Raw genomic sequence first — 14,836 nt, 5'->3', positions numbered from 1 at the left:
CACGAGCGCGTTGTCCCCGCGTGCTCCCCTCCATGCCCCCGGATCGAGTTCGACGCTTCTCTCCCGTCGACACTCTCCGGGGGCTTCGTTTTGCCCATGCGGTCCGGTTGGAACGGACGCCCGGTTGTCAGCCGGAAGAACGCGGGTTCGAGTCCCGCCGTGGGTGCTGTGTCTGAAGCTGAAGTGAACGACGCGCCGGGTTGTGGTCCCGGAGTAAGTGGGTTCAAGTCCCACCAGACACCCCATGGCCAGTAGCTCATCAGGTAGAGCATCGGATTGTTAATCCGGAGGTGACAGGTTCGAGACCTGTCTGGCCAGCGGTGAGGAGCTGTGACCCTGGCGGCGAGCCGGTCGACAGCCGGTGCGGGTGGTGGGTTCGATTCCCCCAACTGTCGGCAGCTCCTCCCTCCAGCGCCCCTAGCTCAGTTGGTCTAGAGCATCCGACTCTTAATCGGAGGGTCCAGGGTTCGAATCCCTGGGGGCGCACTTCGATGCCCAACTATCTTGAGCGGGAGGTGACGATGCCCGGACCAACACCCAACCACAGTGACGATCTGGCCCGCGAGCGTTCCCGCAAGGGCGGCGACTCGATGCGTCCCATCTCCGCCGGCGAGCGCCGGAAGGTCGCGGTCCCGCGCGCCGACAAGGGCTGGCACCCGATCGCCAAGAGGATCTGGGAAGCCATGAAGGTTTCCGGCCAGGAGGACTACTACCAGCAGACCGATTGGGCCTACGCCTACTCGCTGTGTGACGACCTCACGTACTACAAGTCCGCCGAGCGACGGTCTCCCGAGATGCTCAAGGCCATCATGACCGCGATGGAGCGACTCCTCCTCACCGAGGGCGATCGCCGCCGCGCCCGAATCGAGCTTGCCGAGCCCGAGCCCGAGACGGAACCGGCGAGCGTTCACGCCATCGACGAGTACAAGCGCGAGCTCGGGGTCGCGCGGTAGGAGTTCAGCTTGGCCTCACCACCCAACGACCCGCTTGCCGTCTTCGAGGGCGACACCATCGACTGGCGCACTGACGAGCAGACAGCCATTGACGAAGTGATCGAGCTGATCCCGCGAAATGGGAAGGGCGCGGTCGCCTTCACCTGGGACGACGGCTGGAGCTCGCACCCACAGGTAGCCAAGTGGCACACCGACCGCGGCCAGCGAGCCACGTTCTACGTCACGACAGGCCTCCTCGGCGCGAACCTGCACATGACCGCCGCCGACGTGACCGCCATCTATGCGATGGGTCACGAGATCGGCGCTCACAACGTCGACCACACCTCGATGACCACGCTCACGCCTACCACTCGGATGACTCAGTGGGATACAGCGAAGTCGGTCCTTGAAGGGCTCACCGCTCCGGGTGCTGTCCGCTCGTACGCCTACCCGCAGGGCGCCAACGACCTCACGACGAACCAGGAGGCGTATCTGCGGTACGACCGGGTGGCAGACATCGGCCTGTCGCAGGGGTACGGCCGATCGCCGTTCCTGATCGAGGACGGATTCTCTGGCTTCAAGCACGGACGGTTCCCCTGGTCGCAGTCGACACACGCCCAGTTCATGGCGCTCCTGCGCGACCACGTCCTGCGCCGGCCGGTCACCCTGACGGCCTACGCGCACCAGATCGGCAACGCCGACACACCCACCGAGGCGCAGGTACTGGAAGCGCTCGACTTCTGCGGGGCCAACGGCATCCCCTGCCTGACGATCGGCGAGGTCACTCCCGGCCCACTGGTGGTGAACGGCGGCTTCGAGAACGGCCTTGACGGCTGGACTGTCACCAAGGTCGGCGCAGCTAACACGGGGGCCACGATCGTCGAGTCGGCCACCGATGTGCCATCCGCCGGCCTGAGCGGAACGATGTCGCTCAAGATCACCTCACCAAACACGACGACTAACGCCGACTCCGTGTCGGTCGCTCAGGTCGTCCCGGTCAAGGGGTTCACCAGCTACTCCCTGTCAGCCCGGGTCCGCCACGACGCGACCCCGACAGGCACCGGCAAGTTCTCAGTCCGGATTAACGAGTACGACGGCCAGGGCAACACGATCACCGGTCGATCGTTTCGCGGCAACGCCTCGACGACGAGCTGGGGACAGACCGTGATTACCCCGCCGGCCGATGCCACTTGGGCTGTTGCCTCAGGCAAGACCCACCCGGACACGCGGTTCATGCGGGTCGACCTCTACCTGCAAGAGCTCACTGGCGTCTTCTACGCCGACCACGTGCACCTGGGCGAGACCCCGGACGGATTGCTCGGCTAGCCCGGCTGGAGGGGGTGAATCGCGATGGCAGCGATGAACCCCCTCACCCCGGAAGAAATCCACCTACTGGAGCCGACCTACATCGGCCCAACGTGGATGACGAACGACGACGGATCGTGGCATCTGCCGACGCGGACCCTCGGGTGGCAAATCGCCGGCTGGTGCACGGAATACCTGCTCGGCGAAGACGGCAAGCCGTGGAAGTTCACCCGCGAGCAGCTCCGGTTCATCCTCTGGTGGTACGCCGTCGACGAAACCGGCCGCTTCATCTACCGCACCGGTGTGCTCCAACGCATGAAGGGCTGGGGCAAGGACCCCGTGCTCGCGGTCATGTGCCTGGTCGAGCTCGTCGGCCCAAGCCGCTTCTCCCACTGGGATGCCGATGGCAACCCAGTCGGCGAGGCCCTGCGCAAGACCTGGGTGCAGATCACCGCCGTTAACCAGTCGCAGACCACGAACACCATGGAGCTCCTCCCCGGTCTGATGTCCGACCGGTTCAAGCACAAGTACCGCATCAAGGAAGGCGCGGAGCTTATCCGCGCGATGGGCGGCAAGTGCCGCCTCGAAGCCGTCACGTCGTCGTACCGCGCGATCGAGGGCAAGCGAACCACCTTCACCTTGCTGAACGAAACCCACCACTGGGTAGCGGCCAACAAGGGCATCAAGATGTACGAAACGATCGACGGCAACGCGACCAAGAAGGATTCGCGCTACCTCGCGATCACCAACGCTTACCTCCCGGGCGAAGACAGCGTCGCAGAGATCATGCGTGAGGACTACGAGAAGATCCTCGAAGGCCGCATGGTCGACAACGGCGTTATGTACGACAGCGTTGAGGCGCACCCTCGCACTCCGCTGACGGTCGAGGCCTTGCACATCGTCATTCCGAAGATCCGCGGCGACGCCGTGTGGCTTCGGGTCGAAACGATTATCCAGTCGATCCAGACAGGATCGATGTCCGCTTCGCGATCGAGGCGGATGTGGCTGAACCAGATCGTCGCCGAGGAAGACGCGATCTACGGCCCGGAGCAGCTCGCCGCCATGGAGGACTCCGACCTGGAGCTTCTGCCCGGCGACGAGATCGTGGCGGGCTTCGACGGCGGCAAGTCCGACGATGACACCGCCCTGGTTGCGATCCGGATCTCGGACCGCGCGATTTTCAAGCTCGGCCACTGGTTCAAGCCCGATGGTGCCAACAGCAACGAAGACCCCGACGCTCCGCGTTGGGAGGTCAATCGTGAGCTCGTCGACAGCGAGGTCCACGAGATGTTCAGGCTCTACAGCGTCCAGGCGTTCTACGCCGATGTCGCGCTGTGGGAGTCCTACATCGGCGACTGGGCGGCTGACTACAGCGAAGGCCTTGCGCAGAAGTCGGACGGTCGCAACGCCATCGCCTGGGACATGCGTTCCTCGCTGAAGCGCGTGACTCTGGCCCACGAACGCCTGATGCGGTCGATCTTCGACGCAAAGCTCCAGTACGACGGCGATCTCGCTCTGAAGCGACACCTGCTCAACGCCCGCCGGCGGACCAACAACCACGGACTCAGCTTCGGCAAAGAGAGCCGCGAGTCCCCACGCAAGGTCGACCTTTACGCCGCGCTCCTCCTCGCTCACGAAGCTCTCTACGACCTTCGAACGCGTGGGAAGAAGGAGAAGAAGCGGTCTGGTCGCGGCTACTTCATGTAAGGACGGTGACCCGTGGCCAATGTCAAGGCAAGGGCGGTTGAGCTGCTCGCCATCCTGCACAACGACAGGCCAGCTCTGAGGCGGTATGACCGCTACGTCGAGGGCAAGCAAGACGACCCGTACATGCCGGCCAACGCCGACGACGAGTACAAGCTTCTCGCGGAGCGGGCCAAGACGAACGTCATGCCCCTACTGACCGGAGCGCCTGCACAGGCGCTGTACGTCGACGATTTCCGGCCCGGTAACCGTTCGCTCACGTCGACCAGCTCAGGGACGCGCTTCGAGATGAAGCACTGGCAGTGGTCCCGCATGGACGCGCGGCAGTCGGCCATCTACCGGGCGGCCTTCAAGTTCGGGCACAGCTTCACCCTGACCGAGAAGACCAAGAAGCGCCGAGCCCGCACCAAGAGCCTGTCGGCTCTGAGCACCGCGGCCCTGTACGAGGACCCGGCCAACGACGAGACCCCGTTGTATGCCATCACCATCACGTCCGAACCGAGGACGGTGAAGGACGAGCAGGTGCCCGGTAAGGCACGGCTGTTCGATGGCAAGTTCGAGTACCCGGTGACCTTCAAGTCGCTGACCGACGAGGACGGAATCACAGTCGGCACAGGCATTGCGCATGGTGCCTCCGAATGTCCCGTTACCCGTTTCGCTTGCCACGTCGACACTGAAGGCCGAACGACTGGCCTTGTCGAGCCGATGATCGCGGTGCAGAACCGCATCAACCAAACGGTGTTCGATCTCCTGGTTGCACAGACCTACGCAAGCTTCAAGGTCCGCTGGGTGACCGGCATGGCGCCGCCAATGCTGATGCAGGGCGTCGACGAGAACGGCAATCCGACCAGGGTCGAGGCCGACATCGTCGACTGGGTCCCGGTCCGGGATGCCAACGGCAACGAAGTGCCGGCGCCGATGAACCACAATGCGCGCCGATTCCTGTTTGCCGAGGACACCGACACCAAGTTCGGTTCGCTCGACGAGACGCCGCTTGACGGCTTCATTGCCTCCATCGACATGAGCTTCCGCCACATGGCGGCCTTGTCGCAGACACCGCCGCACCATCTCTTGGGCCAGATTGCCAACCTCTCGGCCGAGGCCCTACTTGCGGCAGAGACTGCCTTCTCGCGGATGGTTGAGGAGTTTCGCAAGGGCTTCGGTGAAGCCTGGGAACGAGTCTTTCGGCTGGCTGCCGAGATGGACGGTGACGCGGACGCCGCGGATGACTTCGAGGGCGAGACCCTCTGGCGCGACATGGAGCAGCGCTCGCTAGCGCAGGCTGCCGACGCTCTGGGCAAGCTGCGTGAGCAGCTCGGCATCCCCAAGCGCGGACTGTGGCCCCGCGTTCCGAACGTCACCCGGACCGAGCTCGACCAATGGGAAGACCTCGCCGACGAAGAAGACGCCGCCCTCGCCATGTCCCAGGCCGTCAGCCGCGCAACCACGAACGACACCACATCGTTCCGCAGTTCGACACCGGCACGAGTGCTCGGCGCACCGCCCACCGCCAAGGCCGCTGCATGACCCGAGCCGACTGGCAAGAAGAAGCCAATCGGGTCGACCAGGTCTTCCACGCCGCACTGACCCAGCTCGGCGTCGCGAGCCTGGAGGAGGCGCTCGCTCTCTGGCAGAGCATCCCGCCGGCCTCCATGGCTCGCGCTCGAACAACCTGGTTGACCCGGATCGTGCGAATCCTGATGGGACACCGATCCGAGGCACGCAGCCTGGGGCGGGCGTACTACCGCCTGGTGCGAGCACTGCGCACCGGCACCACGACCGCTGACCCCTACAAACCCGAGCCGCGCTACATCACTCTCGACATCCTCCGCGAGGAGTTCGAGGCCCTAGTTCCCACGCCAGGCGCGCAGGAACCCGGCCAAGAGCCACGCGAAGACAACACCCCCACCAGAGTCACCCCTCAGCCTTCCGATGCCTCACATGGCGACGAGGAGCCTGCCGCCGAAGGCAATGACTTTGACGAAGCCGACCGCATCTTGGTCGAGGAACTGGCCGAGATCGAGGCGGAAGCTGAGCGCCAGGAGCGCGAGGCCGAGCGCGAAGCACAGAAAGTCCTCGACAATCTCGGCCCGAACAACTTCAACAACAAGGCCGACCAGCTCGATGGCAGCTCGCCGCACGACGAGTTCGAGGCTGCCCTGAACGAGGCATACCGCCAAGCCGGCGCCCGTCAGGCCGCCGCGGTCGAACGCCTTGTCCAGAACGGCGCACGCGCTGAGATCTGGACGAACGTAGAGCACGACAAGCGCGCTCTCGGCTACGTCCGCTACTCGACCACCGGAACGCCTTGTGGTTGGTGCGCGATGCTGATCAGCCGCGGAGTCGTCTACAAATCCGCCCAATCAGCTGAGTACGACGACGGCGACAAGTACCACGACAACTGTCACTGCTCCGCTCTCCCGGTCTTTACAAAGCAGCAGTTCGAGAACGACCCGAAGTACGCCCTCAACCGCGAGTACTCCGGGCAATGGCCCGACGTGACACGAGGACTGAGTGGCAAGGCAGCCATCTCCGCTTGGCGGCGATTCATCCGGCTGCAACAACGCGCCCAGGCCCAGGCGGCCAAGGCATCCACCGCACACGTCCAGGAGGCGTAGCCATGAGCGAGACCACCGTAGAAACCCAGCCGGCGCCCGACATGCCCACCGCAGATGGGGCTCCAACCCCAACAACGCCGCCGCCCGCTGAAGATGCCCAGGGCAACGGTTCCACGAGTACCGGCGCTCAGCCGGACCCGATGGCCGAACTGCCTGAGTGGGCGAAGAAGGAAATCGCCAAGCTTCGGTCTGAGAACGCGAACTCCCGAGTGAAGGCGCGCGAGGCCGAGACCAAGCTCAGCGCAGCCAAGACTCCCGAGGAGTTCGAGGCAGCAGTAGCGGAAGTCAAGGCCACCAACGCCGAGCTGGAGCGCAGGGTTCTAGTGAGCGAGGCCGCTCGCAAGCACAAGCTTCCCGACGAACTCGCCGAGGTCCTCAAGGGCAGCACAGTCGAGGAACTGGAAGCACACGCGAAGACCCTCGCGAAGTTCGCTCCCGCAGAACAGAGCGAGCCCGAAAAGCTCAGTGGCGGTCTGAACCCGACCGACCAGGATGCGGCCTTCGATCCAGTCGCAGCCTCACGCGCGGCACGGAAGCGCCGCCGCTAACCATTCATCTTCCAAAGCCCCCGAGGCCCGCCTTCGGGGGCTTTGTCATGCCCTAGGAGGGCCACCAACACATGGCATATACCGAGCACGATGTAGTCAAGGCAGAGAAGATCGCCGCCACCGCAGCCGTGTCTCTCGAAGAGTCACTCGTCGTCCCGAACGTCTTCTACCGCGAAGATGTGGCGAACTTCAAGGGCGCCAAGGACGACACCGTCACGGTGACGGTCGAAGGCGTTCTGCCGTTCCGCTCCTACGGCTGGCGCGCCGACCGGTCGCAGCCGGTTGTGTGGGACGACTACAAGGAGCGCAAGGTCGCCGTGAAGTTCGGCGGCGACACCTACTCCGGTGTCCGGCTGACCGACGAGCAGAAGGACTTCGACCTTCCCGGCTGGAACAAGCTGGTCACCAAGCAGACCGAAGCGGTCGGGCGTGGCCTGGAGTCCAAGTCGACTGACTACGCCGTGAACAAGGCGCCGTACGAGATCGAGCTGAAGGTCGATTCGACCAACCTGCGCAAGTCGCTGATCCGGGTCCGCGCGGTCATGAACAGGCTGCGTGTCCCGGCCGGAGCCCGCACGATCCTGCTCGGCACCGATTTCGAAGCCGCAATGCTCGAAGACGAAAAGCTCAACCTCGCGTCCAACGTCGGTGAGGCCGAGGCCGTCAGCTCGCTGCGCGAGGCGACGATTGGGCGCCGGTACGGGTTCAACTTCGTCGTTGCTCAGGAACTGCCGCCGGGGATGGCGATCGCGATGGTCGATTCCGCGTTCGTGTTCGTCACCGGCGCCGCCTCGGTCCCGAACTCGATCCCGTTCGGCGCGAACGCCAGCCACAAGGGCGTATCGCTGCGTTGGATGGTCGACTACGACATGGACTACAAGGTCGACCGGTCTCTGGTCGACACCTACGACTCCTACCGCGTGGTCCTGGACACCCTGGTCGGGGTCGACGCCGAGAAGCAGTCCTACATCTCCGACTACGAGCACTTCGTGCGCGCGGTCAAGCTCAACCTGGACGGTAACGACGTGCTGCCGGACCCGGATGGCGACGACGAGAAGATGACCGAGCTTGGCAACATCACCGGCATCTGGGGCCCGAGCAACGGCACTCCGTCGACCGACGCCGCAAGCGTGCCGGCCACCACGGTCAAGGACGCTGACGGGGCCGCGATCAACCCGGTCTCCGACAACACTCCGACCAACCGGCGCGGCAAGGCCAAGAACGAGGCGTGATCCACGAGGGGCGGAGCTTCCAGGTTCCGTCCCTCTTCCGCTCTCCTGATTGGAGCTGAACATGGACACACCTCTGGCAACCGTCGTCGAGCTGGCCGACAAGCTGCCGTTCACGATGGGCGAGGACGAGAAGCGCGAAGCCAAGCTAGCGCTGGAGACACTTAGCGACGACGCCCGGTTCTACGGCAAGCCCAGGTGGACCAACCCCTTCGTCACCCCGCCCTCCGTGGTTCGGCTGGTCCTGAAGGCCGCGAACCGCCACATGAAGAACTATGAAGGCTTCACCCAATCCCGCGCCGGTGACGAGACAGTTGCCTGGGACGGGCAAGGCGAAGACGCCGGCTCGGCCCGGTTCAGTGCAGCTGAGAAGAAGCAGCTTCAGCAACTCGGCAACCGCGCGAAAATCTACTCGACGCCGGTCTCGGCCTGGGGCACGATTCGCCGCCATGACCGCCCAGACTGTCTGCCTGCTGGCTTCGTCCCCGCGGAGCACGGCAGCCCGTTCCCGATGTTCTGCGGCGACGGCCCATGGTGTGAGTGCGGTGGTTGCACTTGAGCTATCAGCGTCGGCGTGGCCAGACGGCAACGATCTGGCGCATCGTCAAGCAGACCGACAATCGGGGCAACGAAGTCAAAGTCGCCGACACCGCGAACCCGTGGATCGTGAAGGCCTGGGCTACTCCCCAGCGCAGCGCCAAGGCGGAAGTACCCGGCCAGCAGAAGATCAACGTCGTCCGAATCGGCGTCGATGCCGACCTGGCCGGCGTCGAGATCTATTCCAAGGTGATCTACGACGGCAAGGAATGGGACTGCGTCACGCCACCGGCCTACCACCACGGATCAAGCCGTCATGTGAGGCACTGGTCCATCGATATCCGGGAGCGACCCTGATGGCTGAGGTCTACCGCAACTACGGCGGACGCTCGATGGAGAAGGGCCTGGCGCGGCATCCCGGCGTTCAGGACTACATGGTCGAGGCAACCTTCGAGATCGGCGTACGTGCCGAGGATCTCCTGCTGGAGCACCGCCAAGAAGGACACGCGTCGATCGAGATCGAGAACGGCCGAGTTGACCACTACGTGATCCTGTCCGACGAGCGCGGCCAGAAGGCTGCCTTGTCGATCGAGTATGGCCGCGACGCGTACGACGTGACCTGGGAGGACAAGGACGGCGAGGAGCACACCTACACCGTGGGTGCCATGGCCGGTCTCTACATCCTGCACCAAGCGGCACACCTTCGCGGCGGTCGAAAAGGCAAGGTGAAGCTTCCCGATGTCAAGCTCAAGTAGCCTGCCAGCCGAGGTTCTGGCGCTCGTAGAGCTCAGCCCGGTTGAAGACCTGCTGCTCGACCTTCTGCCAGCCAAGCTCCCTGGAATCCAGGTGAAGTCGAAGATCGCCGACGATCAGACTTGGCCGCTCGTCATGGCGCGCCGCTCGCCCGACTTCGGTGACTGGGCAGGCGATCCTCGCTTCCTCGACGCAGCCCGAATCCTCGTTCATACCTTCTGCGAAGGCATCAACGGCGACGAAGACGCAGCCCTGCTGGCAGAGGCCGTTCGCGTCGTCCTCCGCGACTCCGTGAACGTCGTCGTCCCCAATCGCGGACACCTGGTCAACGTGACCATGACCTCCGCGCCACGGCGAGTCACCGACTGGGCAACTGCCACCGGCCCCGTGCAGTACGCCGACCTCCCAACGGGCGTCTGGCGGTACGAGGCGATCTTCGACATCGTCATCCGGAAGCCACGAAGCAAGCCCTTCCAGACCCCCTGATTCCACCCCAAAGCAAGGCCCTCAGCGAACCCGCTGGGGGCCTTTCGCTTTGCCTAGCAAATGGAGATGCCCACGTGGCTCTGAACGACAACGCCACCCTGGTAATCGGGGCCGGCAACTACTTCACGGCGCCGACCGGCACCGCGCTTCCAACCGACCTCCGCGCGCCCGCAGCGGCGTGGGAGAACGTCGGCCACACCTCGATCGAAGACATCCTCGCTATCGCCTCCGAGGGCGGTGAGGCAACGGTCCTGGCGACCCTGCAGAACAAGACGCTGCGGACAAAGTACTCGGCGCGTTCCGAGACGCTGGCTTTCACCATCCAGCAGTTCGACTCCGCCTCGCTGAAGCTGTTCTACGGCTCGAACATGGTCCAGAACCCGAACGGCACGCTGGGTATCCCGACCGACCCAACGCCGACCGTCGCTGCCTTCCTCGCAATCTTCATCGACGGAACCAACGTCTTCGCGTTCTACGCACCGAAGGCCGAGATCTACCGCGCCGACGACCTGTCGATCTCCGACACCGAATCGCTCGCCGGCCTGCCACTGGGCGTCAAGCCGCTCCAGCACAACACCAACACCTGGACCTACGCAGTCACGCCGCTCGGCGTCGTCACGCCCTGATCCCGGTCCCTGAACCACCCTCCCCGCGCCGCCACTGCGGACCCGGCGCGGAGAGGGGCTCTACCTCGGTCCGATCACTCATCCCACCACCACGGAGGTCCGCAAACCAATGGCCGAGAACACCTTCACCCTCGACGACATCCGAGCCGCTGCGGAGAAGAAGTACGGCGCAACGAACATCCCCCTGGGCAACGGTCGCGTCTGCAAGCTACTGAACCCGCTGCGCCTGTCGAAAGAGAACCGTGCCGCGCTGATGGCCAAGCAGGACGAGCTGGAGAGTGAGGACGCCGACCAGGAAGCCATCCTGTCGGATTCCCTGAAGCTCGTCGCCGAGAACGCGAACGACGCAAAGGCGCTCCTGAAGGAGCTCGGCGGTGACCTCGCAATGCTCGCCATCGTCTTCGAGAAGTACAACGAGAGCACCCAACTGGGGGAAGCCTCCTCCTCGCAAGACTGATTGACGACTACGGCGCGGGCCTGTATCCCGATCTGCTCGATCACTACGGCGTGAATCTCGTCGACGTGATCGAGGGTCGAGGCCCGTCGCCGGCACAGGTCAACGTCTTGGCGAGGGGACTGCCAGACACATCACTGACCGTGGCACTCGCGTCTGGTGGGCGAGAGCACTACGGCTGGGGCGGCGACCGCCACCTGGCCGCCGACATCTTCGACGCGCTCAACCAGAACACGCGGGCCACCGGCAACTGGGGCAAGAAGCCTCCGAAGATCCCGGCCTACCCGCGGCCCACCCGAAAGACGAAGCCCGAGAACCGCCCGAAGCCGAAGTCGGTTGCGGAGCTCTACGCAGGCTTCCAGGCGAAGGGGTAGCGAATGGCTCAGACCCAGGTGATCGGCCGCGTCGCCGTCAAGGTGCTGCCCGACACGTCCGACTTCCGGCGCAAGGCGAAGGTCGATCTCGACAGGGTCGAGAAGACGCTGCCCGAGCTGGCGATCCACACCAGGATCGACATGTCCGGAGCCTCGCGCGAAATGATCGCCGAGGTCCGCAAGATCAACCAGCGCAACCGGATGCAGGACTCACGGAAGATCCGCTTCGCGACCACGATCTCCACGGACGGCATGAACGAGGAGATCACCAAGGCCCTTCGAGCACTCAGCGCTCGCGCCAACAACCGATCCCTCAAAATCAAGACCGAGCTCGTTGCCGCCACCGCTGTGCTGGAGCTGGACCAAGCCTCCCTCGAACATGTGCAACGCGAGCTCGACGACTTCCGCAATCAGAACGACCCCCTGAAGATTCAGGTCAAGCCCGAGATGGTGCTCGGGGCAACGACCGTGATCAACAAGCGGCTGGAGTTCATCTCGCGCCCGCGGCGCGTGCCGCTACTCCCGTACGTCGAAAGCTCGGCCGCCGCCAAAGCCCTGACCGCTCTGGCCGCGCTATCAGGCGCCCGGGTGCTGTCGTCGTACCTCGATGACATCGCCAAGAGCCTGAGTCGGCTGGACAAGAGCGTGCCGATCATCGGCACTCTTGCCGAAGCGATCGCCGGCCTCGGGGCCTTCGCCCTGGCCAGCGCAAGCAACCTCTTCGCCCTGTCTGCCTCCCTGGCTCAGATCGCCGGGGCATCCTTCGTCCTGCCGGGGATCTTCGGCGGTCTGGCCATCGGTATCGGCTCGACCATCGCGGTCTTCAAGGACTTCAACAAGGTTCTGCCACAGGTCAAGGGCCAGTTCGCTGCGCTCCAGGACCAGATGTCCGCGAACTTCTGGAAGGTTGCCGAGCAGCCAATCCGGAACCTCGTCGACCACCTCTTCCCCGAACTGTCGTCTGGTCTCCAGACCACGGCCAGCAACCTCGGCGGGTTCTTCGGCGCTCTCGCGACCGAGCTGACCTCGTCCTTCGACGGGCTGCTCGGAAACATGTTCGCCGATCTCAACGCCTCGATCGGCATCGCAGCCGGGCTGACCGACTCCCTGGCTCAATCCATCGCAACACTCGGATCAGTCGGTGCGGGGTACCTGCCCAAACTCGCGGCCTGGTTCGTCGACATCGCCGCCAAGTTCAACGGCTGGCTCACTGCGGCTGCCGCAGACGGGCGCCTCGTGCAGTGGATCGACGGCGGGATCTTCGCACTCAACGAGCTCGGCCGCGTCGCCGCTGGCATTGGCGCGACCCTGGGCGGACTGGCCGAGGCGGCGCAGCAGGCTGGCGGCTCCAGCCTTACTGGTTTGGCCGACACGCTTCAGCGCGCTGCTGACGTGGTGAACGGTCCGACGTTTCAGCAGGCACTGGTCGGAGTGTTCACGTCCGCGCACCTTGCGATGGACGAGATCACCACCCAGGCCGGTCCCGCGTTCGAGCAGTTCATGCTCAAGCTCGCCGGCACGCTGAGCTCCGTCCTGCCCGAGGCAGGCATCGCGATCGGCAGTCTGCTCGACGGAATCTTCGGAGCGCTCGCACAGCCGGAGGTATCCGCGGGCCTGGAGTCGATGTTCGCCGGGCTCACGGCCGGTGTGGCAGGCCTGATTCCGGCGCTCGGTCCGGTCGCCATCGCCCTCGGCTCGCTGATGCAGGTCGTCGGGTCGCTCGCGTCCGTGATCGGCCCGGTTCTCGGTGCCGCGTTCGCTGGACTGGCTCAGGCCGGTGCCACGCTGACGCCGGTTCTGCTGCCGGTCATCCAGCTTCTGGGCTCCGGACTCGCTGCGGCCCTGACTGCGATCTCTCCCCTGATCCAGCAGGTCGTTGCGGCCTTCTCGGGACTCGTCGGTGGCCCGGTCATGGGCGCTCTGTCGGGCATCATCGCGGCCCTCGTGCCCGCCTTGAGCTCGATCGGTGGCGCGGTCGGCAAGCTCCTGCCGCTCGTCGCGGCGGTACTCGGACCACTGGTCGAGGGCATCGGGCAGCTCGTTGCCAACGTGCTCCCGCTGGTCGCCGAGGCATTCGGCAAGATCGTTCAGGCGATTTCGCCGGTCCTCACCCTCCTCGGCCAACTGGTCGGATTCCTCGTTCCGATCCTCGTCCCCATCCTGACCTTCCTCGCGAAGATCCTGCTGGAGTCGATCGTCGGCGCGGTGCAGGGCGCAGCCAAGGCAATCATGGGCTTCGTCCAGATCCTGCAAGGTCTCTGGGCCATCATCTCCGGGATCTTCACCGGCGACTGGGCCAAGGTCTGGAACGGCGTCAAGCAGGTCTTCTCCGGCGTATGGGACGCGATCACCGGCATCATCCAGGTTGCCTGGAACATCGGCGTGATCGGTGCCCTGCGCAAGGGATGGGCTGCCATCAAGGCGCTCTGGGATCTGGCCGGCGCAGGTCTCAAGGCCGCTGCGGCTGCGATCTGGGCAGCGATCAAGGGCGGCGTCGACGGCTTCTTCGGAGGGGTTAAGGGCCTCTTCGCGGGGGCGCTCAACTTCCTGAAGTCCCTGTGGAAGGGCGGCCTCGACTTCCTGAAGTCGTACGCCGAGGGCCAGTGGAACCTCGTGAAGGCGATCTTCAACGCCGCCATCAACGTCGTGAAGAGTTCGGTCTCCACGGGGATCAACGCTGTTAGGTCGGCGTTCGGTGCGCTGGGCGATCTGATCGGCCTGGCGAAGCGAGCCTGGGAAGGCATCACCGGGGCGTTCAAGTCCGGCGTCGAGAAGGCGATCGGATTTGTCCGGGATCTTCCTGGCAAGGCGAAGGATGCCCTGAGCAACATCGGCACCGCGCTCATCGCGGCCGGTACTGCCCTCATCCAGGGATTCATCAACGGCATCAAGAAGAAGTTCGGTGACGTCCAGTCGACTCTCGGAGGCTTGACCTCCAAGTTGAAGGACTGGAAGGGGCCGTACTCGTACGACAAGGTGCTCCTGACTCCCGCTGGTGAGGCGGTCATCGACGGCTTCATCAAGGGCCTGGAGTCCAAGTACGACGCCGTCCGAAAGTCCCTCGCGGGCTTGACGAGCGACATCGCCGGCACGGCGTTCGACCCGCCCGGATTCCGCAGCAACGTCGGCTCCCTGTCCGGCGCCATCGACGGCGCCCTCGCGGGTGGGGGCAGCGGCAAAACCCTCATCTACAACGCCGCCCCGGGCAGCTCCATCTCTTCGGAGGAGGACCTGTTCGCGGCTGCCGACCGCTCAAGGATGGTGTTCTGA

The 14,836-nt window shown here is 64.7% G+C and carries 15 protein-coding genes and 4 tRNA genes; all 19 read left to right on the top strand.

Features of this window, described 5'->3' with window-relative positions:
* Positions 1–92: 92 nt before the first annotated feature.
* The 19 genes from OG474_RS30140 to OG474_RS30050 all read left to right on the top strand — a co-directional run bounded on the left by OG474_RS30140 (position 93) and on the right by OG474_RS30050 (position 14,836).
* Positions 93–166: transfer RNA gene (locus tag OG474_RS30140), tRNA-Asp, on the top strand.
* A 2-nt stretch (positions 167–168) separates the two neighbouring features.
* A tRNA-His gene (locus tag OG474_RS30135) sits at positions 169–245 on the top strand.
* A tRNA-Asn gene (locus OG474_RS30130) sits at positions 246–318 on the top strand. It abuts the tRNA gene before it with no gap.
* A 93-nt stretch (positions 319–411) separates the two neighbouring features.
* Positions 412–486, top strand: a tRNA-Lys gene (locus OG474_RS30125).
* 35 nt (positions 487–521) lie between these two features.
* On the top strand, positions 522–953 hold the full coding sequence (locus OG474_RS30120) for a hypothetical protein (RefSeq protein ID WP_405056976.1): 432 nt from the start codon (positions 522–524) through the stop codon (positions 951–953).
* A gap of 9 nt (positions 954–962) precedes the next feature.
* The gene (locus OG474_RS30115) at positions 963–2,258 is read left to right on the top strand and encodes a polysaccharide deacetylase family protein (RefSeq protein ID WP_405056975.1); all 1,296 of its coding nucleotides are present in this window, start codon (positions 963–965) and stop codon (positions 2,256–2,258) included.
* 24 nt (positions 2,259–2,282) lie between these two features.
* Positions 2,283–3,944, top strand: a complete 1,662-nt coding sequence (locus OG474_RS30110) for a hypothetical protein (protein ID WP_405056974.1) — start codon at positions 2,283–2,285, stop codon at positions 3,942–3,944.
* A gap of 12 nt (positions 3,945–3,956) precedes the next feature.
* The gene (locus OG474_RS30105; RefSeq protein WP_405056973.1) at positions 3,957–5,468 is read left to right on the top strand and encodes a phage portal protein; all 1,512 of its coding nucleotides are present in this window, start codon (positions 3,957–3,959) and stop codon (positions 5,466–5,468) included.
* Positions 5,465–6,559, top strand: coding sequence for a hypothetical protein (locus OG474_RS30100; protein WP_405056972.1), 1,095 nt, complete (start codon positions 5,465–5,467; stop codon positions 6,557–6,559). Before OG474_RS30105 ends, OG474_RS30100 begins: the two co-directional genes overlap by 4 nt.
* 2 nt (positions 6,560–6,561) lie before the next feature.
* A complete protein-coding gene (locus OG474_RS30095) occupies positions 6,562–7,107 on the top strand; it encodes a hypothetical protein (protein ID WP_405056971.1) in 546 nt (181 codons plus the stop codon).
* Positions 7,108–7,178: 71 nt separating this feature from the next.
* Positions 7,179–8,339, top strand: coding sequence for a hypothetical protein (locus tag OG474_RS30090; protein ID WP_405056970.1), 1,161 nt, complete (start codon positions 7,179–7,181; stop codon positions 8,337–8,339).
* A gap of 61 nt (positions 8,340–8,400) precedes the next feature.
* The gene (locus tag OG474_RS30085) at positions 8,401–8,895 is read left to right on the top strand and encodes a hypothetical protein (protein ID WP_405056969.1); all 495 of its coding nucleotides are present in this window, start codon (positions 8,401–8,403) and stop codon (positions 8,893–8,895) included.
* Positions 8,892–9,230: a hypothetical protein gene (locus OG474_RS30080; protein WP_405056968.1), complete on the top strand. Its 339-nt coding sequence runs from the start codon at positions 8,892–8,894 to the stop codon at positions 9,228–9,230. The genes OG474_RS30085 and OG474_RS30080 overlap by 4 nt, the downstream gene beginning before the upstream one ends.
* The gene (locus OG474_RS30075; protein WP_405056967.1) at positions 9,230–9,628 is read left to right on the top strand and encodes a DUF5403 family protein; all 399 of its coding nucleotides are present in this window, start codon (positions 9,230–9,232) and stop codon (positions 9,626–9,628) included. Before OG474_RS30080 ends, OG474_RS30075 begins: the two co-directional genes overlap by 1 nt.
* Positions 9,612–10,112, top strand: a complete 501-nt coding sequence (locus tag OG474_RS30070) for a hypothetical protein (protein ID WP_405056966.1) — start codon at positions 9,612–9,614, stop codon at positions 10,110–10,112. Before OG474_RS30075 ends, OG474_RS30070 begins: the two co-directional genes overlap by 17 nt.
* A 74-nt stretch (positions 10,113–10,186) precedes the next feature.
* Positions 10,187–10,738 carry a hypothetical protein gene (locus OG474_RS30065; RefSeq protein WP_405056965.1) on the top strand — a complete coding sequence of 184 codons (552 nt, stop codon included), beginning with the start codon at positions 10,187–10,189 and terminating at the stop codon, positions 10,736–10,738.
* A 109-nt stretch (positions 10,739–10,847) separates the two neighbouring features.
* Entirely contained in the window at positions 10,848–11,195 is a 348-nt protein-coding gene (locus tag OG474_RS30060) for a phage tail assembly protein (protein WP_405056964.1), read from the top strand.
* A gap of 50 nt (positions 11,196–11,245) precedes the next feature.
* On the top strand, positions 11,246–11,566 hold the full coding sequence (locus OG474_RS30055) for a hypothetical protein (protein ID WP_405056963.1): 321 nt from the start codon (positions 11,246–11,248) through the stop codon (positions 11,564–11,566).
* A 3-nt stretch (positions 11,567–11,569) separates the two neighbouring features.
* Positions 11,570–14,836, top strand: a complete 3,267-nt coding sequence (locus tag OG474_RS30050; RefSeq protein WP_405056962.1) for a hypothetical protein — start codon at positions 11,570–11,572, stop codon at positions 14,834–14,836.

The organism is Kribbella sp. NBC_01505, from assembly GCF_045040285.1.
Lineage (GTDB): Bacteria > Actinomycetota > Actinomycetes > Propionibacteriales > Kribbellaceae > Kribbella.
This window is presented reverse-complemented; position numbering and strand designations above follow the sequence as displayed.